This is a genomic window from Mycolicibacterium stellerae (genome assembly GCF_003719305.1).
GTDB classification, from domain to species: Bacteria; Actinomycetota; Actinomycetes; order Mycobacteriales; family Mycobacteriaceae; genus Mycobacterium; species Mycobacterium stellerae.
This window is the reverse complement of record NZ_RARC01000003.1, coordinates 281132-302904: the sequence shown is the minus strand read 5'-3', so window position 1 is coordinate 302904 and position 21773 is coordinate 281132. Positions and strand designations below refer to the sequence as shown.

24 protein-coding genes and 1 pseudogene are annotated in these 21773 nt (G+C 63.2%); 9 read left to right on the top strand and 16 right to left on the bottom strand.

Annotation, left to right across the window (positions count from 1 at the left end):
• Position 1: 1 nt before the first annotated feature.
• From D6M19_RS06855 to D6M19_RS06845, 3 genes are all read left to right on the top strand, one after another.
• Positions 2–256: an acyl carrier protein gene (locus D6M19_RS06855; protein ID WP_206428472.1), complete on the top strand. Its 255-nt coding sequence runs from the start codon at positions 2–4 to the stop codon at positions 254–256.
• Between the two features lie 253 nt (positions 257–509).
• The gene (locus D6M19_RS06850; protein WP_123024418.1) at positions 510–1379 is read left to right on the top strand and encodes a universal stress protein; all 870 of its coding nucleotides are present in this window, start codon (positions 510–512) and stop codon (positions 1377–1379) included.
• Between the two features lie 110 nt (positions 1380–1489).
• The gene (locus D6M19_RS06845) at positions 1490–1987 is read left to right on the top strand and encodes a hypothetical protein (protein ID WP_123024417.1); all 498 of its coding nucleotides are present in this window, start codon (positions 1490–1492) and stop codon (positions 1985–1987) included.
• Positions 1988–2028: 41 nt separating this feature from the next.
• Here the strand turns inward: D6M19_RS06845 and D6M19_RS06840 are convergent, their stop codons facing one another.
• From D6M19_RS06840 to D6M19_RS06805, 8 genes are all read right to left on the bottom strand, one after another.
• The gene (locus D6M19_RS06840; protein WP_123024416.1) at positions 2029–2826 is read right to left on the bottom strand and encodes a universal stress protein; all 798 of its coding nucleotides are present in this window, start codon (positions 2824–2826) and stop codon (positions 2029–2031) included.
• Positions 2823–3668 (bottom strand): ribosome hibernation promotion factor, encoded by an 846-nt coding sequence (locus D6M19_RS06835; RefSeq protein WP_123024415.1) that lies wholly within the window; start codon positions 3666–3668, stop codon positions 2823–2825. The genes D6M19_RS06840 and D6M19_RS06835 overlap by 4 nt, the downstream gene beginning before the upstream one ends.
• On the bottom strand, positions 3665–4684 hold the full coding sequence (locus tag D6M19_RS06830) for an alpha/beta fold hydrolase (RefSeq protein WP_123024414.1): 1020 nt from the start codon (positions 4682–4684) through the stop codon (positions 3665–3667). The genes D6M19_RS06835 and D6M19_RS06830 overlap by 4 nt, the downstream gene beginning before the upstream one ends.
• On the bottom strand, positions 4681–4944 hold the full coding sequence (locus D6M19_RS06825) for a DUF1918 domain-containing protein (protein WP_123024413.1): 264 nt from the start codon (positions 4942–4944) through the stop codon (positions 4681–4683). The genes D6M19_RS06830 and D6M19_RS06825 overlap by 4 nt, the downstream gene beginning before the upstream one ends.
• Positions 4945–4988: 44 nt before the next feature.
• Positions 4989–5876, bottom strand: coding sequence for a universal stress protein (locus D6M19_RS06820; RefSeq protein ID WP_123024412.1), 888 nt, complete (start codon positions 5874–5876; stop codon positions 4989–4991).
• Between the two features lie 87 nt (positions 5877–5963).
• Positions 5964–6506, bottom strand: coding sequence for an Rv1733c family protein (locus D6M19_RS06815; RefSeq protein WP_206428467.1), 543 nt, complete (start codon positions 6504–6506; stop codon positions 5964–5966).
• Between the two features lie 183 nt (positions 6507–6689).
• Entirely contained in the window at positions 6690–8111 is a 1422-nt protein-coding gene (locus D6M19_RS06810) for a DUF2252 domain-containing protein (protein WP_123024410.1), read from the bottom strand.
• A 198-nt stretch (positions 8112–8309) separates the two neighbouring features.
• Complete coding sequence (locus tag D6M19_RS06805) at positions 8310–9236, bottom strand: EamA family transporter (protein ID WP_234834729.1); 927 nt, start codon at positions 9234–9236, stop codon at positions 8310–8312.
• A gap of 79 nt (positions 9237–9315) precedes the next feature.
• Between D6M19_RS06805 and D6M19_RS06800 the strand changes: the two genes are divergently transcribed.
• Positions 9316–9831 (top strand): Lrp/AsnC family transcriptional regulator, encoded by a 516-nt coding sequence (locus D6M19_RS06800; protein ID WP_234834728.1) that lies wholly within the window; start codon positions 9316–9318, stop codon positions 9829–9831.
• A gap of 48 nt (positions 9832–9879) precedes the next feature.
• On the opposite strand, the gene D6M19_RS06790 is transcribed toward D6M19_RS06800, so the two are convergent.
• Entirely contained in the window at positions 9880–10461 is a 582-nt protein-coding gene (locus D6M19_RS06790; protein WP_123024408.1) for a TetR/AcrR family transcriptional regulator, read from the bottom strand.
• 233 nt (positions 10462–10694) lie between these two features.
• On the opposite strand from D6M19_RS06790, the gene D6M19_RS06785 reads away from it, so the two are divergent.
• From D6M19_RS06785 to D6M19_RS06775, 3 genes are all read left to right on the top strand, one after another.
• Entirely contained in the window at positions 10695–11165 is a 471-nt protein-coding gene (locus D6M19_RS06785; protein ID WP_123024407.1) for a nuclear transport factor 2 family protein, read from the top strand.
• 328 nt (positions 11166–11493) lie between these two features.
• On the top strand, positions 11494–11895 hold the full coding sequence (locus D6M19_RS06780) for a nitroreductase family deazaflavin-dependent oxidoreductase (RefSeq protein ID WP_164478377.1): 402 nt from the start codon (positions 11494–11496) through the stop codon (positions 11893–11895).
• Positions 11896–12028: 133 nt separating this feature from the next.
• On the top strand, positions 12029–12262 hold the full coding sequence (locus tag D6M19_RS06775; protein WP_123024405.1) for a hypothetical protein: 234 nt from the start codon (positions 12029–12031) through the stop codon (positions 12260–12262).
• Between the two features lie 180 nt (positions 12263–12442).
• On the opposite strand, the gene D6M19_RS06770 is transcribed toward D6M19_RS06775, so the two are convergent.
• Positions 12443–13681: a fatty acid desaturase family protein gene (locus D6M19_RS06770; RefSeq protein WP_123024404.1), complete on the bottom strand. Its 1239-nt coding sequence runs from the start codon at positions 13679–13681 to the stop codon at positions 12443–12445.
• 11 nt (positions 13682–13692) lie between these two features.
• Positions 13693–14799, bottom strand: a complete 1107-nt coding sequence (locus D6M19_RS06765; protein WP_234834742.1) for a ferredoxin reductase — start codon at positions 14797–14799, stop codon at positions 13693–13695.
• A gap of 257 nt (positions 14800–15056) precedes the next feature.
• Here D6M19_RS06765 and D6M19_RS34765 point away from each other — a divergent pair.
• Positions 15057–15587, top strand: a pseudogene (locus D6M19_RS34765) (peroxiredoxin); the annotation flags it as partial.
• Positions 15588–16001, top strand: coding sequence for a DUF742 domain-containing protein (locus D6M19_RS34760; RefSeq protein WP_327389782.1), 414 nt, complete (start codon positions 15588–15590; stop codon positions 15999–16001).
• Between the two features lie 269 nt (positions 16002–16270).
• Here the strand turns inward: D6M19_RS34760 and D6M19_RS06755 are convergent, their stop codons facing one another.
• From D6M19_RS06755 to D6M19_RS06735, 5 genes are all read right to left on the bottom strand, one after another.
• Positions 16271–16834 carry a TetR/AcrR family transcriptional regulator gene (locus D6M19_RS06755; RefSeq protein ID WP_123024401.1) on the bottom strand — a complete coding sequence of 188 codons (564 nt, stop codon included), beginning with the start codon at positions 16832–16834 and terminating at the stop codon, positions 16271–16273.
• The gene (locus D6M19_RS06750; RefSeq protein ID WP_123024400.1) at positions 16827–17663 is read right to left on the bottom strand and encodes an alpha/beta fold hydrolase; all 837 of its coding nucleotides are present in this window, start codon (positions 17661–17663) and stop codon (positions 16827–16829) included. Before D6M19_RS06750 ends, D6M19_RS06755 begins: the two co-directional genes overlap by 8 nt.
• 607 nt (positions 17664–18270) lie before the next feature.
• Entirely contained in the window at positions 18271–19233 is a 963-nt protein-coding gene (locus D6M19_RS06745) for an SMP-30/gluconolactonase/LRE family protein (RefSeq protein ID WP_164478367.1), read from the bottom strand.
• A gap of 324 nt (positions 19234–19557) precedes the next feature.
• A complete protein-coding gene (locus tag D6M19_RS06740; RefSeq protein WP_123024398.1) occupies positions 19558–20223 on the bottom strand; it encodes a nitroreductase family protein in 666 nt (221 codons plus the stop codon).
• 411 nt (positions 20224–20634) lie between these two features.
• On the bottom strand, positions 20635–21375 hold the full coding sequence (locus D6M19_RS06735) for an SDR family NAD(P)-dependent oxidoreductase (RefSeq protein ID WP_123024397.1): 741 nt from the start codon (positions 21373–21375) through the stop codon (positions 20635–20637).
• Between the last annotated feature and the right edge of the window lie 398 nt (positions 21376–21773).

Here is a 21773-nt window from a genome sequence, read left to right as displayed (position 1 = left end):
GATGCACTCGAACGAGATCCGTGACCAAGTCCTCTCCGTGTTGACGACTATCGCGCCCGAGGTGGAACCCGACGATATCCGCGACGATGGATTGTTGCGCGATCAAGTGGATCTCGACTCGATGGACTGGCTGAACTTCCTGATCGGAATACACAAGCGGCTGAACATCGACATTCCAGAATCGGACTATGCCGGACTGCGAACCCTGACCGACGTCGTTCGCTACGTCGATCAGCACTCGGCGCAACGCGGCTGAGCGCGGGGACTACTGCCATCACACCCAGGGACTTACGACCCTCCTTAACAAGTCCCGCCGTACGTAACGTCTGATCCATCACAACGGCGGCGAAGCGCCGAGCGGGACGCGTGGAGGGATTCAGATCATGGACTGGCCAACGGCAGCCGTGTTGATCGCAATAGTCTTCGCCGTGATGGCGGTCCTGACCACGTACATCACAGTTCGCAACCCCAAAAAGTAAACGCCCCAACATCTGGGCAAGGAGTATGCAATGTCCAAACACGGCATCATGGTCGCTGTTGACGGATCGGCTGAGTCGGACGCCGCCGTGCGGTGGGCGGCCCGCGAGGCTGTGATGCGCGAGGCGGACGTCACGCTCGTGCATGTCGTCGCTCCGGTCGTTGTCACGTGGCCGGTCGGATACCTTCGATCGAGTTTCGCTGAGTCGCAGGAGGAGAACGCTCAGCAGGCCATCGAACAGGCGCAGAAAATATTTCAGGCCGAGGTCGGTGACGCGAAGCTTCCGGGCCTCAAGGCTCGGGTGGTGCATGACTATGTCGCCCCGGGCCTCGTGAGTGCGTCCAGGCAGGCGGAAATGATTGTCGCCGGTAGCCGAGGCCTCGGCGCGATCAGTGGATCGGTGCTCGGATCGATAAGTCGGACGTTGCTCCATCACGCCCATTGCCCCGTCGCGGTCGTCCACGCCAACGAAACCGTTGCCGCAGATCCCACTTTGCCTGTGCTGGTCGGTATCGACGGCTCACCTGCCTCCGAGTCGGCCACCGCGTTGGCGTTCGAAGAAGCGTCGCGGCGTGGGGTTGATTTGGTTGCCTTGCACGCATGGAGTGACGTCGGCATCACCCCCGTGCTTGGCATGGATTGGCACGAGTACGAAGACCTGGGAAACGAGGTGCTCGCCGAGCGTCTGGCAGGTTGGCAGGAGCAATATCCGGACGTCCACATTCGGCGGCGAATCGTATGTGACCGGCCTGCGCGTTGGCTCGTCGACGAGTCGCAGCATTCTGCGCTGGTAGTCCTCGGAAGCCGCGGCCGCGGGGGATTTGCCGGCATGCTTCTCGGCTCGGTGAGCACGGCCGTCGCGGAAGCGGCGAAATGTCCAGTCTTAGTGGTTCGCAGTTAGCGCGGGGCACCATGTTGATTTGTCCCAACGGACACCACAATCCGGCAGACCAACAACTCTGTCAGGTCTGTGACGCCTTGATTGTTCCGACGTCGGCAGAAAACGAACGCATGAACCGACGGCGGTGGATCGTCGTCGGCGCCGGTGTCGCCGCGGCACTTCTTCTCGTCGTCGCGGGCACCGTCGGTTTCGTCCTGGTGAGCGGTTCCAAAGGCGACACATCGTCCGCACCGAAAGACGTCGAGGGTGCGGCGGTGCGACAGTGGTGGTCAACGGCTCAAGGGGACTTCGAGGAGCTGAAAGACACCCTGGCCACCGCGAATCGGGCGGTGGATAAACAGGTGGACCCAAACCAGATCGAGGACACGTGTCAGCAGCTGCACGACACGGCGCAGGTGAAGCTCCAGGCACATCTGCCCTCTCCCGACCCGGACCTGACAGCCGAAATCGCCGCGGCGATACAGGACATCCACAACGCCTCCCACATGTGCCTATCGGTCATCGCCGGATCCATGAATAGCTACGGGGGTGAGTTCTCATCCGATCTGCAGCAGGGCGAGAAGCATCTCGAGGCGGCGTTGGACATCATCAACAAGTCAGATCTCTAGCCCCGAAGCGGAGCGTAAAGCACCTGTGGTGCAACGGCTTTTCAGCGCACCACAAGCACCGAGGACTCGGCGTGCCGAAACAGCGGATGGCCGTGCGGGCCGACAATGCGCGCCAGTTCGCCCACGTCTGGCGGGCCGATGACGGTGAGCTGAACGCGTTCGTCGTTGTCTTCGAGGAAGTGGGCGATGTCGTCATCGGTGGCGACTGGATAGACGTGTAGATCGGGATGGCGACGCCTTAATTCATCGACTCGGCGCTCGAGCTCGTGATCGTTGCCCCGCGACTGCACGGCCACCGCGAGAACGGGGGCCTTCCGCAGGCTGGCCTCCCGCAATGCTTGCTCCACTACTTCCGCATTCTCCGGCAAGTCATTTAGGGTCACGACCACCCAATTGATATCGGATTCCGGACGATTGCGCGCCGTCCGGATGATCACCACCGGACAGAGCGCGTGTTCGGCCACTTCTGTCGCGGTCGACCCCAGCACCGCTCGCGCATAGCGCCCTATCCCCACGGAGCCGACACACAGCAAGTCGGCGTCCCTGGACTCGGTGACGAGTGTCACGCCGGGAAGTCCTGGCTCGATTACGGTTTCGACCTTGACCGGCTGTCCGAGGGCCTCAACTGCCGATTGCGCCGCGCGCAGCGCCGCCTCGGCCGTCTTCATCTCCTGCTCGTACTCCTCGAAGGAGGGGTGGGTGACCTTGGTGACGTAGACCAGGCGTAGCGGCACGTTTCGGCTGACCGCTTCATCGACGGCCCACTCCGCCGTCCGGACGGCAATCTCGGAACCGTCGATGCCGACCACTACCGACCTGTGCAGTTCGCTGCCTGTCATGACTGTTCTCCCGTCTCGGAGGGTGCGCGAACGGCCGATTCCTCACCTGCGGGAGTGATCAGTCCGTAGTGCCCGTCGTAGCGGTGGTACAGCACGCTGGCGCGACCCTCGGCGGCATCTACGTAGAACAGGAACGGTAGGTCGAGGAGACCGAGGCGTTCTTTCGCCTCTCCGACGGTGAGGCACGGCACCGGTTGCGGGCTGATGGTGGCGGGCAGGGCGAACGGGGCCAGTTCATCTGCAGAAGTGGGCGCCACTTGAGCGAGGCGATAGCCGGTTTGCCCGCCCCGGTAAAGGACCGTGGCGATGCCGGTGCGTTCCTCGGTGAAGAGGTGGAAGTCGTAGTCGAGCAGATCCATTTCCAGTGCCGCTACATCGACCGTGCATGGCTTCAGGGTGAACGATTTGCGACGGACGATCCGACGCTCGGCGGCGGGTCTCGGGAAGTAATTCTGTCGTTGGGTGGGCTCGGACTGATGTCGCCACTCAGGCGGACGGGGTCGTTGGCCGCGCCGCGCCTCCCAGTGATCGGCGGCCCGTGCGATGTTTCGCCGTAGCCTCGCCTCGAGTTGATCGATCGCTTCATGCGCGGTCGCGCCGTCGGCCTGCGCACGGACCAGACGGCCGTCCATGTCCACGTTGGCCTGCGCGACGATGGGCCTTTCGACGGCCGGATCGGAATGTCGGGTCAGTCGCACTCGGGCGTGCGCCAACGGTCGGTGGGTGAACCTGCCGAGGTCGGCGACCTTGCTTCGCGCATACTCGGCCGCGTCATTCGGCAGTCGACCGTGCGTGGCCACGTCCACGTCGATGGTTTGCGGTAAGTCAGTCCGGTTGGTCACGTCTTAGTCCTACGCCGTGGTGCATCGTTGGCGTCAGGGCCAAAAGTAATCGAGCGCAGGCCATTCGGCTCGCGATCACTGCAACACCCTTGGTCCATCAGGTGCAGTTGCAGGAAGGCAAGGTGGTCTGCCGCCACCTCGTCTCGCACAGCGCCGTGGTACATGTCGAAATGCCTCACTGGATACTCCCGAATCTGGTGATGCGGAGCCTGCGCCACTTTTTCCTTGATGAAACTGGTAGACATCACTTCGTCGTCGCGGGCGACCGTCACCATCAGCGGTGCCGCGATCCGGCCGAATGAACCGTCGCGATAGCGGGGTGCGGTGAGGAGGAATCGCGGAGTCACCCGGTTGCGCCAGGAGGGCGCATTTTGCTCCACCGCGGCGAACAGGTCAGTGAGGTCGGGATCGCTGAAGGCGGCGTGGCCGAGGCGGCCAAATACCTCGATGTAGAACGGCGCCAACCCAAGCGCGCCTCGCGCCTGATCGAGGATCGCTGCGCCAAGCAGGCGCATCGTTGCACCGACGATTTTCCGCATCGGCATGCGCATGTGCGGGGGAACATAACGGCCACGGATCCCTGAGAACATATCGACGGCCGGCACGTTGGCGACGACCGCGGCGATCGTGGGATCTTCCTGCGCCAGCGTCAAGACATGGTTGCCGCCGAGCGATGTGCCCCACAGCGCGACCCGGCTCGCGTCGATGTCCGTTCGTGAACGAACATAATCAACGGCGCGGCGCAAGTCATCGCGCTGCCTCGAACTGATGATCAGTTGCCGGGGTTCTCCCTCACTCTCACCGAGGAATCGGTAGTCGAAGATCAAGGCCGCCAAGCCACCATCGGCGAATCTCGCTGCGAACTCCGGGACGATCCAATCCATCGTTCCCGAGAATCCGTGGGCAAGAACCACACAGGGCATCGTCGGGGCCGTTGAAGTCGGTAGGTACATCACCGCGGCGATCGTTGATCCGGCCGAATCAAACGAAACTCGGTGCTTTGTATAGCGCGTCATGACTGATCCCGGGCCTTCGCAGACCGGAGGGTGTTGAGCCGACGGTTCGCGCGCGCGTCCGCCGTCTGCTGCTCAGCCGCGGTGACGACTATCGCGTCAGGCCCTGGGAAGACGGTTGTAATGCGGCCGCTGTCGAGCCAATGCACCACGTACGGCGGTGACCCATCGTCTGAGTGCACCTCGGTGATGAGACCGCGGTGTTCGGGTCGATCTATGGTCAGGCCCTTCATCACCAACCAATCGCCGGTCTTCGCCTTCATCGATAACCTCCTACTTCACGTTCAGCGCCCGTCCGGCAAAATCCTCAGGACTGTCGAGCGACGATCACGGGCACGCGCGCTGATTGCGCGACGGCTGAGCTGACCGAGCCAAGCAACATCCCCGCAAACCCACCGCGACCGTGGCTGCCAACCACCGTCAACTGCGCGGACTTCGACTGCTCCAGCAACTGATGGGCGGGTTTGTCCAATGAAACGACATGGCGCACGCAGACGTCGGGATAGCGCTGCTGCCACGCAGCCAGCCGTTCATCAAGCGTCTCCTTCGCAGCCGTCTCGAGTTGATCCCAAGCGCCGGGGGGTAACTCCTCGAAGGCCGAGAAGTCGCTCCAGGCGTGGACCGCGACGAGATCAACGGCTCGGCGCGAGGCCTCCTCGAAGGCGATCGCCGTCGCCTGCTCGGAAGCCGGTGAACTATCGATACCGACCACTACCGGAGCCTTGGCCGGCCGCGGCGCCTTCGGATCCTCATCGTGGATGACAGCGACCGGACAGTGGGCGTGGTGGATGAGCCCCGAACTGACAGAGCCGAGCAGCCGGCGCGCGATAGCTCCAAGCCCGCGGGAGCCCACCACGATCATGTCTGCATCTTTTGATCGATCGATCAGTGTGGGCAATACCGCGGCGTTGACGATCTCGGTCTCAATATGGATCGGGCCCGCCCCTTCAGTAGCATCCTCGGCGATGTTTCGCGCGCCACGCAGCACCTCATGCCCGTGCTCTTCCACCCGCTCGGCGAGACTCGCAGGGATGGGTATTTCAGCTGGCACCATGGCCGCCGGAGCGGCATAGAGGATGGTGAGCGGAAGGTTGCGCATCGAAGCTTCTCGTGCCGCCCAGTCGACAGCGACCTCCGACGGCGGGGAACCGTCGACGCCGACAATGATGCCGCGATGTGTTGTCGGAGTGGACATTCTGCACTCTCCTTCATTTGCGAAATAGATGCGTTCATTGCGGCTTGAAAACCTTGCCGGTTTGGCACAACGCGAAGTCCCGGCCAGTTATTGAGACTTCCTCTGGTCATCGCTCGTGAAGAGGCCGCTGACCTCCACATCCCATTGCGCGAGACGCCGCGTGTCGAGCCGCCGCCGGATGGCGTACCACGTTCCTGCGAGAGCATCCAACACTCCGAACCAGACCCCTATCGCGATTGCCAAGGCGTCAACCGCCGCACGACTGGGCGGCTTGGGTGGCTGCGCGAGCCGGCCGTCGTCGTCGACCCAGATACGCTGCTGATCACCGACCTTCACGCTGTCGGGCCACCTCACAACTCCCACATGTCGCCCATTGGCAGCTCCCCACTGGGCCTTCGCGGTATACCAAATATGGCTGGGCCCGATCATCAGTTGGCCTTCTTCGATCGCGGTCGCCGTCGCCATGTGTCGATGCATCGCTTCTTCTGCATAAGTTCGAGAGCGGCTGTCCTGCAACGATGTCCCGAAGGCACAGATGATCGGAGTCGCCACCGCCAAAATCAGCGCCGCCACCACGAATGACCATGCCTCGATACGATCGCTGCGGCGCACAAGTGGGTTGCGGCCCAAGGCGGCGGCCAACCATCTGCGCCGCGTCTGGGTCCCGAAAGTGTCCATAGCCGTCTCCTCTGGCATCCGGATGGCGGTGTTCCGTCCATCGTGGGCGCGGAAACGGCGGTTCATTAGGGCCCAAAGGCCCTGAGCTGAAGGGCAGACGTCAACCCTCGTCAGTCGGCGGTGCTGTCGTCCTTGCTAGACCCCGCGCTCGACGGGCAGCAGTCCGCGGTCGACGGCGCCGACCAGTGCGGCGTGGTCGGCTTCGGTCTGATCGGCGTAGCGCCGCGCGAACTTGCACAGTGCCCTGTCGACCCGGTCGGAGCTGCCCATGTACCCGGCGATCATCGATGCGCCGCTGGTTCTGGCGTGCCCCTTCGCGAGCAACTGGCCGACCACTCCGGCGTAATCGGCCAGCGCGGCGGCATCGATCGCATCTAAAGGTATGCGGCCCTTCATGTTTCGGAACTGCCGCACGTAGTATTGCAGGCCGTCCATCGTGGTCCACCCCAGTAGTGGGTCGCTCACCGTCTGCAGTGACTGTTGGTATTCCACCACCCTCTGCCCCTGGTGCGCGTGCCATGCCGATTCGCCGTGCACGTAGCGCCCGAGCACTGATCGGCGAGCTTGCTTGAGCTGCAGGAAAACAACGTCGGATTCCGATGAACCCTCCAGCAGCGCCACATAGGCGCGCAGGCCGACACTTCCCACCCCGACGACCTTGTGGGCAACATCGACCAACGTGTAGCCACCGAGAACGCGTCGCCAGTACGAGGGCAGCGTTTCAAGATATTCGTCGAGTGCCTGCGCCAGTAACTCCGCTTCACGTGCAGGAAGCCGCGTGATCAGAGGTGGCTCCTCGACAATCCTCCGCTCGCCATCCACCTCATGGGTGAAGCGCGGCAGCGCCCGGTCGCCGGTGCGGTGTCGCGCCCGCTTCGCCGACCGCACGACCTCTTCACTGAGCGGGCCCGCCGTCTCGGCTGCCAGCCTGTCGACATCAAGCCGAACGAAAGACCTTGTGAACAACGGCAGATCGGCGAGACGCCGCAGTTCGTGACGATACGAGCTCACACAGGACCGCACCGCGTTGCCGCAGTGGTCCTCCGACGTCCCGTTGTGGCGCCCGGCGACCCAGATACTGGCGGCCAACCGCCGCAGGTCCCACTCCCAGCAGCCTGGGTGCGCCTCGTCGAAGTCGTTGAGGTCGATCACCAGATCCAGCTCGGGAGATGCGTAGAACCCGAAGTTGCCGAAGTGCGAGTCACCACACACCACCGGTGTGATCCCCGTTGCGGGCAGATGCGCGACGTCCTCAGCCATCACCACCGCGGTACCGCGCAAGAAGCCGTACGGCGAGTCGACCATGCGACCGACCCGGATGGGGATCAGCCGGTCGACCCTGCCCTGGTGACTGACGTTGATCAGGTCCACAGGGTCGGGACGATCAGAAGGCGCCGTCCAGTCGGCTAGCGATTTGCGCGGCACCCGCTTTCGCAGACTCTTGCCAAGGGCATAGCGCTGCGCCCGGGTCACCGGCCGGTGTCGCAACGACCGATACGCGGTGCCGTCGGCATCGGCGAGAACTGTGTGCACGTTGCCAGCGCCGATGCCATCCATATCGGCTGGATACCCTGTTAGTCGGCAATAGTCCAGGGTGAGCTGGCAGGTAACTCCGTCACTGCACGGCGATGACCCACGCACTCTGCGTGTACGCAACCAACGGCCGGAACATCGAAGTGGCGAGGAAAATGCAGTTGACCTGCTATTGCGCGTCAATCTCTTTGGCGTAGAAGACGCGGTTGTATCCGTCCGGGGTCAGGTCGCGTCTTTGCGGAGGGCAAGGCCGAGCATGACAAGGCCGATGCCGGTGAGGTCTCGCCAGGTGGGCGCCTGTGCGAGCACGACCAGTCCGATGACGGTGGCGGCGGCGGGTAGTAACGCAAGCATCATGGCGAACCGGGCGCGGGGCAGGCGTGCCATCGCCAGCTGGTCGGTGATGTATGGGACGACCGAGGAGCAAATCCCGACGCCGATCCCCCATGCCAGCCAGACGGGATGGGCGAAGGCGGGGGCGGCGAATCCGACCGTGAACGGTGTGGCGACGAGGGCGGCGATGAGCATCGAGGCACCCAGCTGGTCGATACCGGTCATCTGCCCGCCGATCGGGTCGTCGTTGGTGGACCCGTCGGTGGTGGTGGTAGCGATCCGGTGTCCGAGCACCACATACAGCATGAAGCCCACGCAATTTCCGAAGGCGAAGACGAAGCCGAGCGGCTCGGATACCAGGCGGATGTCGGTCAGCACGAAGACGCCTGCCACCGCCACCACCAGGGCCGCCGAGTTGCGTTTGGTGCGGCTGCCAGCGGCGGCCAGTGCGATGGTGCCGAGGAACTCGATGGCTCCCACGGTGGATAGCGGCAGCCGGTCGACCGCCAGGTAGAACAGGCAGTTCATCGCGGCCAGCACCACCCCAAGCGCGAGATAAAGTCGGCGCTGAGGCATGCTCGCGCGCAGGATGATTCGCCATGGTCGGCGCCAGACGCAGAACACCACCGCGGCTGCGGCCACCCGCATCCACGCCACCCCCAACACCGCCACATGGGTGAACAGCAGCACGGCCAGCGAGGGTCCCAGGTAGTGGAATACCGCGCTGGTAAGGAAGTACGACGAGGGCGGCAGCCTGGCAACTGCGCGGGCAAATCGGCCTTGGCGGGCGGCCGCCGGTGTCGTGTCATCGAGCACCATCTGATCTTGCGTGGCGTGAACGCGGCTGAACATGGCGGACTTGAGGTAATCGGCCCCGATCGCCTTAGATTGTTTTGTGACTGAAGCTTCTGGCTTTACTAATGGCGAACTGCTGGACGACATCAATCGGCGAGTGCTGATCGCCTTGCACAACGACCCGCGAATCACCATGGCCGCGCTGGGTCGCCAGGTCGGCCTGTCGTCTCCGGCTGTGAGCGAGCGGGTACAGCGGCTGCGTTCCACGGGGGTCATCACCGGCTTCCGCATGGACGTCGATCCCGGCGCGCTGGGTTATCCCGTGATGGCGTTCGCGCGGATCCGGCCGACCGCAGGACAATTGGGACGCATCGTCGAGGTGGCCGAGGGGCTCTCTCAGGTCACTGAATGCCACCGGATCACCGGCGAGGACTGCTTCCTGGTCAAAGTGCACGCTGCGACGATCGCCGGGCTGGAAGACGTGCTCGACCGGTTTCTGATCTATGGGCAGACCGTGACGTCGATAGTCGTGTCCACGCCGGTGCCGCCCCGCCCGCTTCCAATCGACACAGCGAACGGTGCCGGTGCCCACACCGCTGGCCGGCAGCCTCGATGATCCTTTCTGCGCCACAACACTTTCGCGTCATCGACCAGGCGCCGGAAGTTACGGGCGTCGACCGGCGTCCACGATCGTCGCCAGGAGCGTGTCGATGAGTTCCTCGGCGGTGGTGTGCCATTTGTCGGTGTGCAGCAGGCCACTCGATTCCAGACCTGCGGCACCGTGCACCCCGGTCAGAAGGACGGTCGCGTAGCGTCCGGCATCCTGTTCGCCGACGACAGCGGCGACGATGGCGAGGAACTCGTCGCACATGCGCTGCGCCGCCCGGACCAACGCCGTCGAGTCCACTGCTGGTGTGGTGAACATCAGTTGGTACAGGTGGGGCTGCCGGCGGCTGATGGTGATGATGCCGGTGAGCGCCGCTCGCATCCTGTCGGCGGGAAGAAGTCGCGGGTCTGCCTGCAGCGCGTGTAGGTGATCGCCGGTGCGCTCCCAACCCTCGGCAGCGATTGTGGTGAGCAGGCTCTCCTTGTCAGCAAAGTGCCGGTAGGGCGCACCGCGGCTCACGCCGGCACGTGCGCCTACCTCACGCAGCGTCACGGCATCGGGGCCTCCGCTGTCGAGTAGCGCGGCGGCCTGGTCGAGCAGGGCGCGGCGCGTGACAGCGGCCGACTCGATTCGGCTCATCGTTCACCCATCCGCATAATCCACGCATCTGTTGACATTGTCATCTCAAACTGTAGTGTCAATAGATGACAGTGTCATCTGAATCTCACCGGTCGCCACTATAACCCCGCCACGTCGGTCGCGTGCAGGGCCCACTTGCATGTCGTACCACGGCAATCTCAGCATCGATTCCAAAGTCGAACTGCAACAGTGGTTTCGGCTCGTTAGTAAAAGCGATAGAAAAGGAACTCCTCATGACAGAGCCGAAATCGATCGACTCCACACGAATTGCGCTGCGCGCGTTGGTTGATGAATATGCGCTGGCTTCCGATACAGCCGACATCGAACGGTTCGGATCGTTATTCACGCCGGACGCCGAGTTCGTCATGTCGACCCCGGGGTCGACCGAATCGGTGACGCTACGCGGCAGAGAGCAGGTCAAATACGGGCCTAGCGGAAACCAGATGTTCGAGCGGACCTTCCACGCTGTGCACAATCACATCGTCGACGTCGACGTCGACGGCGATCGTGCGACGGGATTAACGTACTGCACGGCGCGCCACCTGCTACGCAAGGCGGACGACAGCCTTGAGGTGATTCTGGCTCCGATTCAGTACCACGATGAATACGGCCTGACCGACGAGGGATGGAAGTTCAGCCGCCGGGAACTCGAGTGGACCTGGATCGAGCGCCTGCCCGCGGAACCGCCTGCGCCTTGGTGGTGACCCGGCTGAACCGAATTACTTTGTCGGCACCCGCGGAGAGCGCTTGCGTGCAACCGCCTCCAGCTTGTCGCGGCTGAAGCCAGCCTTGGCTTGACAGCCATGACGAATGCCGCAAGGGTGCGAGGATCGGCCCTCGGCGGTTGGTCGCCATCGGCCTGCGCGATCATCCAGAAACTCGGCGGCTCCGTGGACACGCGCACTTACGCGATCCGGCCCTACAGCGAGTGGGCCGAAGAGCTGCGCGTCGCCGCTTGGGGGCGAATAGCGCCGGAACTCGAAAGGACTTGTGGTGGACTGGAATTCGTTGAAGGACCAGAGCGCGAAGCTGATGAACCTAGGGCACCGGTTGGTGCTCACAGCCAGCGGAAACAGGCTCTTGGCCAAGCCGTTCGGGATGCCGTTGGTCGAACTCCACACGACGGGGCGCAAGTCGGGTTTGCCCCGGTCGTGTTATCTGACCGCCCCTGTACGCGACACAAAGCGGGTGGTGCTCGTCGCATCGAAGGGTGGGGATGACCGCAACCCTGACTGGTATCGCAATCTCCAGGCGCACCCCGACGCTTTTGTGGTCATCGACGGGCAACGGCACGCAGTCCGCGCGCGGACTGCCAGCGCTGCGGAAAAGGCTGAACTGTGGCCGAAGATCGTGGCGTCATACAAGGGTTACGACGGCTATCAGCAACGGACGGATCGTGACATTCCGGTGGTGATTTGCGAGTTGCGAGACTGAGGCGGCGAAAGCGCGGCCAGGTTTCAACTCTGCGAATTCTGTGAATCTACTTCCTGCCATTCCCGCGCGAGAGAGGTCCTCAGTGAAGCGAATCGTCTACTCGGTCCTGGCTGCATCAGCGGTAGCAGCGGCCATGACCGGATGCTCGGCCTCAGAGATCGTCAACACCGGCGGCGATACGAAGTGCAAGGACTTCCTCACCCAGGACGACAAGAAGCAGAACGACGAAGTCAGCAAGATGCTAAAGGACAAGTCTGGCCAGGACCCGGCCAATCTGGAGATCACCGCCACGAAGGCGTCGGTCCTGATTTATTGCCAAGCGGTCGGCAAGGAAGACACGAAGATCTCAGAGGCACCGCACGGCTGAGCTGCTTACGCGATTTGGCATCCAGTCAGTTATGCCGAAGGGAGGTGACGATTGACCGCCATCATCGTCATCGCGGTAGCATTGCTGCTCGGCGTGGGCTTGGTGCTGAGCCAGCTTGTCCGCCTTCGGGATTGGCTGAGCAGACCTCCACCCGAGGAACCACCAAATAGCGCGCCCGGGTCAGGAAACGGCGATTGACCCGGTCTCCACCTCGCGCATAGCGGTACGCAGTCCGCGGCGTCTGCCGGTGGCGGGATCGATACCAAAGCTCTCCCGCATCCCGTCACGGATCCGAAACTTCAGTTCGGAGTTCGTCTCCGGGGCATTGTCGGAGGTGGCCTTGAGTAGCTTGTTGGGCAAGGCGAGTTTGGCGATGGTCAAGAATGACTGCATGTACTGGCGGCCCAGCGGTCCTGTCGTGTATGGCAGGTCGTACTTGTCGCATAGCGCCCGCACCCGCTCGCTGATTTCGGCGTAGCGGTTGCTCGGTAGGTCCGGGAACAGGTGATGTTCGATTTGGTAGCAGAGATTGCCGCTCATGAACGCCATCACAGGTCCGGCGTGAAAGTTCGCCGATCCCAGCATCTGTCGCAGATACCACTCGGCCTGGGTTTCGTTGTCAAACTCCTCCCTGGTGAACTTCTCCGCGCCGTCTGGGAAGTGCCCGCAGAAGATCACCATGTACGACCAGTAGTTACGGATCAGGTTAGCAACGGCGTTGGCGCCCATTGTGTGCTTCCAGTTGCGTCCCGCCAGAGCGGGGAACACGATGTAGTCCTTGCCGACCTGCTTGCCGACCTTCTTGCCGATGATCTTCAGATCTCTGAGTACCTCACCTTTCGACTTCTCGCCCTTCCGGAATTTCGTCGTCTCGAGACCATGGGCCGCAACTCCCCATTCGAACAGCGTCCCGAGCGTCAGATTGATGATGGGGTTGAAGATCATCCACTTCTCCCACCGCTGATCACGGGTGAGGCGCATGATGCCGTAACCGATGTCGTCATCGAGGCCGACGACGTTCGTGTACTTGTGATGGATGAAGTTGTGAGACTTCTTCCAGTGCTCACTCGGCGAGGTGGTGTCCCACTCCCACTCGGTGGAGTGGATCTCGGGGTCGTTCATCCAGTCCCATTGTCCGTGAATGATGTTGTGCCCCAACTCCATGTTCTCGATGATCTTCGCGGTGCCGAGCATCGCCGTGCCGACTCCCCACGCAACCTTGTTGCGGCTCGCGAAGAGGACGGCCCTGCCGCCGGCCGCCAAGGCGCGTTGCAGCTGAATCGCTCTGCGGATATAGCGGGCGTCACGCTCACCGCGCGACTCCTCGATGTCAGTTCTGATGGCGTCCAGCTCTCGTGCCAACGCCTCCACGTCCTCGGACGTGAGGTGTGCGTACTGCTTGATATCGGTGATGGCCATGGCGTTCCTCCTCAGATTTTCAGCGTGCAGTTGCCGGACGCGGTGGACACGCAGGTGTTGATTCGGTCCCCCGCTCCGTGTTCGTTTCCGGACCGGAAGTCCCTGACGTGGCCGTCCTCCAGCGGGAGGACGCACGTCTGGCAGATGCCCATCCTGCAGCCGAACGGCATTTGGATTCCGACCTTTTCGCCGGCCTCCAGAAGCGATGTGGCGCCGTCGATTTCGATGGTCTTGTCCGAGATCGCGAAAGTCACGGTGCCTCCCTCGCCACCCTTGTCGGTGCGGGCAATGGTGAACCGCTCCATGTGCAGATCGTCGGAAAGTCCCGCGGCGTCCCACAACGCTTCGACTGTGTCCAGCATGGGTGTGGGACCGCACGCCCACGTCGGCCGATCTCGCCAATCGGGTACGACGTCATCGAGCTCGTTGAAGTCGAGCTTGCCGTCCTGCTCGGTTAATTGAAGGTGCAGCCGGTAGCCGGATTGGCTGACCTCCAAATTACGCAGTTCGTCGTGGAAGATGACGTCCTCCGCGGTTGGCGCTGAATGCAGGTGGACGATGTCGGGGCACTGACCGCGCGCGGTCAGAGAGCGCAGCATCGCCATCAGTGGGGTGATTCCGCTGCCTGCGCTGACAAAGAGAATCTTCGGCGGTGGCGGGTCGGGCAACGCAAAGTCTCCCTTAGGCGCCGCGAGGCGAACGATTGTTCCCGGTTTGACCCCGTTGACCAGGTGCGAGGACAGGAACCCTTCGGGCGTGGCCTTGACGGTGATGGTTATCAGCTTCTTGTCCCGCACCGGCACAGAGGTCAGAGAGTACGAGCGCCAGTGCCACCGACCTTCGACGCGCAGACCGATGCCGACGTACTGGCCGGGCCGGTAGTCGGCGGAGAATCCCCAGCCCGGTTTGATCGTGACCGTGGCCGAGTCCGCCGTCTCGTTGCGGACGTCGACGATTTCGCCACGAAGCTCTCGCGCCGTCCAGAGCGGATTGAGCAGTTTGAGGTAGTCGTCGGGTAGTAACGGTGTCGTCGCCCTGGCCGCCAAACCTCGCAACACGTTGATTCTCGGCGTGTTGGCGGTGTCGACATCCTCGGCCGGCTTGACACTCCATCTCACCAAGTCACGCAGCGTCGATGCCACAGTATGATTCCCCTCCCCGTCCGGTCATTCGGTGAACAGTTGTACACCCAGTACCCGTGTCCGCGCGGATTCACACCTAACTCATTCACGCGCTACGCGATGTGTGCGCATCTTCGGCGAACGTCGTCGGGGAAAACACCTGCGATGGCGCACACCGCGGTGCTCGGAGTTCGGCGATGAGCGAATTATCCGAGTCGTGCGTCGCGCAGAGCCTCCCGCGTTAGTCTTTGCCGATGATCGCGGGCGACAAGGCGCCTGACTTCACTCTGTACGACCACACCGGTCGGCCTCGGACACTGTCCGAGCTGCTCTCCGATGGGCCGGTTGTGCTGTTCTTCTACCCAATAGCGTCCTCGCCGGTCTGTACCGCCCAGGCTTGCCATTTTCGTGACCTGAGCAGCGAATTCGCCGCGGTGGGCGCCCAGCGGGTTGGCATCAGCACCGACACCGTCGACAAGCAGGCCCACTTCGCCCAACAGCGCTCGTTCGACTATCCGCTGCTCTCCGACGCGGACGGCGTGGTGTCCGAGCTGTTCGGGGTGCGCCGAGGCAGGCTCGCCAAACTGCGTAAATCCGTCGTCGCGCGTGAGCCTGCCCGGCGTCGCCGGCACACTCGGCGCCGGGGCCTGCTGGCCCGGCTGCTGCCGGTCAAACGGACCACATTCGTCATCGACACCGACCGCACCGTGCTCAAGGTCGTCTCCAGCGATTTGCGCGCATCGGTGCACGCCGACCAGACCTTGTGGTTCCTGCAAAACCATAAGGTGCATCAGCAGTCGGAAAGCAAGGACGGACCGATCGGCGACTGGTTCACCGAACCGGAAACCGCGGACAAGCCGAGCCTGGTCCGGCCATACACGCTGACGGCAGGCCGTACCGACTCGGGTGTCGAACTCCCACTCGAGGCTCCGGTCGAAACACTCAGCACCGCAACGAAGCCGCCGCGCTGGCCGAGAAATGATGTGCGGGGACAGATCCTGACGAGTTGCGTACACAGCCGCTCGGTCGCGGAGATCGCCGCTCATCTGTCTTTGCCGCTCGGTGCGACGCGGTTCCTGGTCGGCGACCTGGTCACACAGGGTTATCTGCGGGTGCACGCCACCCCCGGCGACTCGATGACGATCGACGAACGACGCGAACTGATAAGAAGGACCCTGGTTGGCCTGCGAGCACTCTGAGGATGGGGCGCCGTTGCGCACCGAAGGCCGGTGCTCGATCTCAGCGCGACGTGGCGGCGAGGAACTGCAAGCCCACATTCGGCGGTATCCCGAAAGCGCCGACTAGTCGGGTGCATTGTCTGGCGCGACTGCACGCTACGCACAACTGGCTGTGTTTCTCATTCGAACTAGTTAGGCCGCTGGACAAATGACCGATCTCAGCAGCGGCGAAGACACAGGAGACGTGACCGCCGGCCAGCGCTCGTCGCGGCCGGCGAGGTGGCGCGTAACTAGGGCTTATGCAATCCCCGGTCCACGAAGTCGACGATCCAGTCGAAGCTTTCGTCGACGTCGGTGTCCATCTCGAAGCCACCTGTAGCCTCGACCGTCGCGAAGCCATGGAACAAACTTCGCAATAGCCGCAAGACATGAATCGTGTCGGCCGGGTCGATGTCGTATCCGGACAACACCGCGGCCAGCGAGTTGAGCACCCGCGTCCAAGCCGCGGCGAGCGGGTCATCCGGCCCCGTCACACCGAGCCGCACCGTCGCCGCATAGCGCCCGGGGTGCTTGACCACGTACGCCCTTATCGTCTGAGCAGCCGCCGCGAGCGCATCCTTACCGGCGCGCCCCTGCAGCGCCTCACGAAGCGCGTCGCCGAGCTCGTCGGCGACCAGCAGGGCAATCCGGCGGTGGAGGTCGGCCTGCGAGTCGATGTGCCTATAGAGCGACGGTGCGCGCACTCCGAGCCGCTCGGCCAGGGCTCCCATGGTCACGTTCGCGAGACCGACGTCGTCGGCGAGTCGGGCGGCGGCGTGGGTCACCGCTACCGGATCGAGTCCGGCCCTAGGCACGGGTGTACGCCTCGAGGAAGTGCCGCAGCAGCGCAACAGTCTCATCCGGGTACTGCGCGTGCATGTAGTGTCCGGCGCCCTCGATCACCTCGAGCCGCGCGGCCCCGGCCGGCATAGCAGCGACGATCGCCTCGCCCTCGGCCCGCGGGTTGACCCAGTCCGGGTCGAGCGAACCTTCGATGATCAGCACGGGGCAGCGCACGTTGCCGAGCTCGGCGGCCGCGTCGGTCGGGGCCGATTGCGCCATCTTCTGCATCGCCTTCATCCGGCCCGGCTCCTCTAGGGCAGCCTCGATTAGCCGCAAGTGTTCGGCCCAGTCGGCCGGCCGGCGGCCCGGGTACGACACCTCGAGGTACTTTTTCCACCAGTTGGCGCTGCCCAGGATTCCAGTCATCAGCAGCCGGACCGCGCCGGCACGGTAGCGCTTCACCCTCAGGAGGCCGCTCAGGCTGATCCCTAGCTTGCGCGTGAACGGCGCGAGCTCGACGATGCCGTCGATGAGTTCGGGGGCCCGCGCGGCGACAATAGTGGCCGAGCCGCCCGAGATCGAGTGCCCGACGAGCACGGCCGGGCCGCCCAGGTGCTGGATCAGCGCGATCAGGTCACCGGCAATGTCGGTGCGGCTGTACGACGGCCACTTGGCGCTCGAATCGCCGCAGCCGCGCAGGTCGGCGGTGGCCACCCGGTAGCCGGCCGCGACGAGCTGCGGCACGACGAACCGGTAGGCGTCGCGGGTGTCACCCATGCCGTGCGCGAGCACGACCAGCGGGCCGGCGCCCCTCACCTCGTATGCGATGGTGCCACCTTCGACGGCAAGGAACTCGGTCATGCAAACCTCTCAGATTGACTAATGGCGTTAGTTATAAGCTAACACTATTAGCTTTGATGTCAACCGCGGCACGGCACCGGTGACGTGCTCGCGGCCGTCTGGGGCCTTGCAGAAAGACCAGAGGTTGCGCGTGACCCTAGGCACGCAGACTGCCCCCGGACATCCTGCTCATTTCCGGCACCGCGTCGACGGCGCGCGTCCGGAGAACCTCGCCAGTGCAGCCTCTCCGCTGACCGATCAAGACATGGCCGAACTGGACGCGGCAGACCCAGAGTCGTTTAACCAGTAGGTGATCAGCGTCGCAGGCTGGCCGGGTCAAGCTGCCGCGCTCAGGTTTCGGACGATCTTGCCGATGGTATGGCGGCTTTCGAGAGCGCATGGGCGGTCTTCAATTCGTCCACGGTCAACCAGTGAGGTGGGTCGTCACGATCGGGCACACCTGCCCGGTAAGGACGTATTCACTGATGGCTTCGAGGATTCGAGCCTGGCTTCTGGGGTCACCCAGCTCGGTGCTGCGCACCGAACAGTACGCCCAAATGTTGGTCGGTTCGTCACGACGTCATTGCCCCCACGATGCAGTTCCCGTCGTTCACGGTGGACTCACCGCTTACGTTCTCACCCGGAAGATTTCGAACGCCTGGACCGGTTTCGGCCCGTGCATCTGCGCAAAGTGAGCGTTGATCGCGTAGACGGCGCCGTCGCGAATCGCGGTGTTGGTGGTGGAGTCGGTAGCGGCGACGGGCGCGTTGCCGACAACTCGGGCCGACTGCCAATCGTCCTGGCTGGATAGCGAGATGACGGCTGGTGCGAATGGTGCTGCGACGACGATGTTTCCGTCCGATCGACGGGTGATTCCGTCAATGCTGATGGGTTCGGAAAGCCGAACCTCGGTCAGGTTGGCGGGCTCATCCAGCGGGATGCGGAATAGCTTTTCGGTACCTGCGACGGCAGCGAGAAGATATCCGCGCGGGTCGTATTCGATGCCATTGAGACCGAGGCCCTTTGGGCTCCCGAACCGGGGATCGGCTGCTACCACACTGGGCTGGCCGTCCAGGGTCACCTTGTAGATCACCGGAGTGAAGCTGTCGGTGACGTAGGCGTTGCCAGCCGGATCGACGGTGACGTCGTTGGCGAGATGCCGTTCTCCTGGTCGAAGCCCACCGAGGTCCGCCAGGTGTGTGCGCCGCCCACTCGCCAGATCGTAAATCGCGAGCTTCGCCTCGCCGGGCCGGTTCGGATCGTCGACGGCGGCGAAGTCGGCGACGGTGACGAGCAACCGGTCTCGTTGCTCGTCGATGACAGTGCCCAGAGTGCTGGTGAGTCCGTCACCGGAGTCGATCGTGTTGACGGTGCCGTCGTCGTGGACGGCAGTCACCGACCCGTCGGCGGCGGAGCTGACCAAGAAACGCTGGCGCTTTACATCCCATTCGATCCCCTCGGGATACAGGCCAGGCCGCTGGATCACGATCTGCTCTGGCGCAGCGGTTGATTCGGTGCCGCCGTCGGGCGTGTCCGCTGGTGCTGAGCCGCACCCGGTAAGGGCGAACACGACGCCGATGAGCGCCGCCATGACAACTCGCTCCACACGTCGTCGATGCCCGGCAACCATCACTGACCGCCTGTGGCGAGCTTGGTGGGCGACGAGCGGGTCACGATCGTTGACGCTTATCACGATGGTTCCTTTCCTCGAAGAGTCCCGCGCTTCGGTCGCACTTTCTCGGTATGCGCGCGTTGGGAGACTGCCGTGTCACGCGGTTGGTCAGGTAGATGGGCCAATACACGCCAGTTCAGAAGCTTCTGGAGTCGGGCCTGGAGGTGGTCGGTGACGACTTCGGTGAGCCCCAGCCAGTGGCCGCGGCGGTATGGACTCCCCAACGGCGGTCGTCACCGTGGCTCACCACTTGTTCCAGTGCATGAAGTCGCCGCTGTCCGCACGCGGGGCAGCTCGGAAGTTGCTGCCGATGGTGTAGGCCAGCGGGCTGAGCGCAGCTTGGACCACGGTGTCGAAGGGCACATCGAGCACGGCAGCCATCTCGCGTTCGTAGCTGAGATGACAAGTGGTCCAAGCAGTTCCGAGCCCGCGTTCGCGGGCAGCCAGCATGAAACTCCAAAACGCCGGGATAACCGACCCCCAGTTGCCGGCCTGTCCTCGAATGGAGTCCAGCACCGTGCGGTTATCGACGCGCAGGCACGGGATGACCAGGACGGGCACTTCGTGCAGATGGGCGTCGAGGTGGCGCAGGCTGGCGGCGATGTCGGCCCATTGATCGGAATCGAACGGCATCCGGGTAGTCGATCCGTCGGCGAACTCGGTCCGCAGCCCCCGACGCCAGACGTCGCTCACCGCACGCCGGGTAACGGGGTCCTCGACGAAGATCAAATCCCATTGCTGGCGATTGCGACCACTGGGTGCCTGCCGAGCGATCTCGACGCACTCCTCGATCAACGCCCGAGGGACGGGGCGCTGCAGGTCGAGTCGCTTGCGCACCGCCCGGGTGGTGGTGAGCACCTCGTCGGCTGAGAGACCAACCCGGGGCGACGACGAGCCGGGCGCCGTCATGACGGCGACATTCCTCGCGAGCAGACGGTTCGTAGCTGAGCCATCAGATTTTCTCCGCTCAGTTGTTCTATTACTCATCAATCGTGCGTTGGCGGTCGGCAATGGTCGGAGGCATCTGTGTCCACACGGCACGCGTATGTTTGACCGTTCGTTCCAACATGCCTACCGTAGCAGGCATTGCAAAAGTGCGACAGTTCGACACCGACCTGGCGTCGCTGACCCGCACTGTGGACATCGCCCTGAGCACGCCGGACGGACGTCCACCACCAGCCGCCGGCAGCGGCGTTGCGCGACGTCGCAACGTTCCTTCCAGTTGACGCGCAACCGAAGTGGTCTTCTTCGGACAACCGCGCGCCGAGCGCTGTCGCCCGGCATTACTTGGGTATGTCGTGTGACACCGTTAATCGGCGGTTAGTAGGTGGCACGGCCACCGCTGATATCGAATGTGAAACCTGTCGAGAAAGTGCAGTCCGGACCCGCAATCCAACCGACCAGCGCGGCGACTTCCTCGACCGTAACCGGGCGGCCCATCGGAATTCGCGCCATAGCCGAGGAGATGTGCTCGGGCGTCATTTCGTTGAACAGATCGGTCTCGGCGATCACCGGGGCGACTGCGTTTACCAGGACTCCGGTGCTTGCCAGCTCACGTGCTACGGACTTGGTGAATCCGATGACACCTGCTTTCGCCGCGGCATAGGCGGCGATGCCAGGCATCCCCTCTTTTCCCGCCATGGAGGAAATATTGACGATACGTCCAGAGCCGCGGTCGATAAAGTCCTTCAATACCGTTCGCGTGCAGTAGAAGACACCCGTTAAGTCAACAGCAAGCACCTTATGCCAAGCATCAATGGGATAGTCCTGAACCGGTTCGACAGGGCCGTTGATGCCTGCGTTGTTGATCAGGATGTCGATGGAACGCATGACCGACTTGGTTTCGATATAGGCGGCCTCGACCGATGGAAGATCCGCGACGTCGACGACGTTGAGGTGACGGGGTGTGAAGTCAAGCCCTTCGGCGCTGTGTGCGTGGATGCCGATGTCCCAGATCGCAACCTCGGCACCGTCATCGTGCAGGCGATGAGCGATCGCGCGCCCAATACCGCGTGCACCCCCCGTCACGATAGCCGTCTTGCCAGCGAGCGGTTTCTGCATGTCTCTCCCAATCCTGCACATACTGATACAGCAGCCTCGGCACCAACTATCCCCCGCTGAGTTGGTGATCCCAATCGGACATTGCCACTGGTCGGCAGTGGACTACCAAGATGCCGCCATGGATACGCTGTGACGCCGTTGTAGATTCCGAGTCCCTCATGTTCGTTTCCCGTGCACTCATCGCCCGGATGTCGCGTGCATACTCATGCGCGCCGAGTCGTAGTCCGTGGACAGCAGGAATGAATATTGGATCGTCAGAGAGCGCTGTCGCTGTGTCGAGCGGACATCCTCCAAGACGGAACTTACTAGGCGAATGTCGTTGTGCATCAGCCGGATAGACCAGAGCGTGCACATCGGACGCGAGCCACCCTCCGTACCGCTAGCGTGGACGAGATTCG

Bases quoted from the DNA above. Each gene is read 5' to 3' on its own strand.
- D6M19_RS06855 (WP_206428472.1), top strand. From the start codon at position 2: ATGCACTCGAACGAGATCCGTGACCAAGTCCTCTCCGTGTTGACGACT.
- D6M19_RS06850 (WP_123024418.1), top strand. From the start codon at position 510: ATGTCCAAACACGGCATCATGGTCGCTGTTGACGGATCGGCTGAGTCG.
- D6M19_RS06845 (WP_123024417.1), top strand. From the start codon at position 1,490: ATGAACCGACGGCGGTGGATCGTCGTCGGCGCCGGTGTCGCCGCGGCA.
- D6M19_RS06840 (WP_123024416.1), bottom strand. From the start codon at position 2,826: ATGACAGGCAGCGAACTGCACAGGTCGGTAGTGGTCGGCATCGACGGT.
- D6M19_RS06830 (WP_123024414.1), bottom strand. From the start codon at position 4,684: ATGACGCGCTATACAAAGCACCGAGTTTCGTTTGATTCGGCCGGATCA.
- D6M19_RS06825 (WP_123024413.1), bottom strand. From the start codon at position 4,944: ATGAAGGCGAAGACCGGCGATTGGTTGGTGATGAAGGGCCTGACCATA.
- D6M19_RS06820 (WP_123024412.1), bottom strand. From the start codon at position 5,876: ATGTCCACTCCGACAACACATCGCGGCATCATTGTCGGCGTCGACGGT.
- D6M19_RS06810 (WP_123024410.1), bottom strand. From the start codon at position 8,111: ATGGATGGCATCGGCGCTGGCAACGTGCACACAGTTCTCGCCGATGCC.
- D6M19_RS06790 (WP_123024408.1), bottom strand. From the start codon at position 10,461: ATGAGCCGAATCGAGTCGGCCGCTGTCACGCGCCGCGCCCTGCTCGAC.
- D6M19_RS06785 (WP_123024407.1), top strand. From the start codon at position 10,695: ATGACAGAGCCGAAATCGATCGACTCCACACGAATTGCGCTGCGCGCG.
- D6M19_RS06780 (WP_164478377.1), top strand. From the start codon at position 11,494: ATGAACCTAGGGCACCGGTTGGTGCTCACAGCCAGCGGAAACAGGCTC.
- D6M19_RS06775 (WP_123024405.1), top strand. From the start codon at position 12,029: ATGACCGGATGCTCGGCCTCAGAGATCGTCAACACCGGCGGCGATACG.
- D6M19_RS06770 (WP_123024404.1), bottom strand. From the start codon at position 13,681: ATGGCCATCACCGATATCAAGCAGTACGCACACCTCACGTCCGAGGAC.
- D6M19_RS06750 (WP_123024400.1), bottom strand. From the start codon at position 17,663: ATGACCGAGTTCCTTGCCGTCGAAGGTGGCACCATCGCATACGAGGTG.
- D6M19_RS06745 (WP_164478367.1), bottom strand. From the start codon at position 19,233: ATGGCGGCGCTCATCGGCGTCGTGTTCGCCCTTACCGGGTGCGGCTCA.
- D6M19_RS06740 (WP_123024398.1), bottom strand. From the start codon at position 20,223: ATGACGGCGCCCGGCTCGTCGTCGCCCCGGGTTGGTCTCTCAGCCGAC.
- D6M19_RS06735 (WP_123024397.1), bottom strand. From the start codon at position 21,375: ATGCAGAAACCGCTCGCTGGCAAGACGGCTATCGTGACGGGGGGTGCA.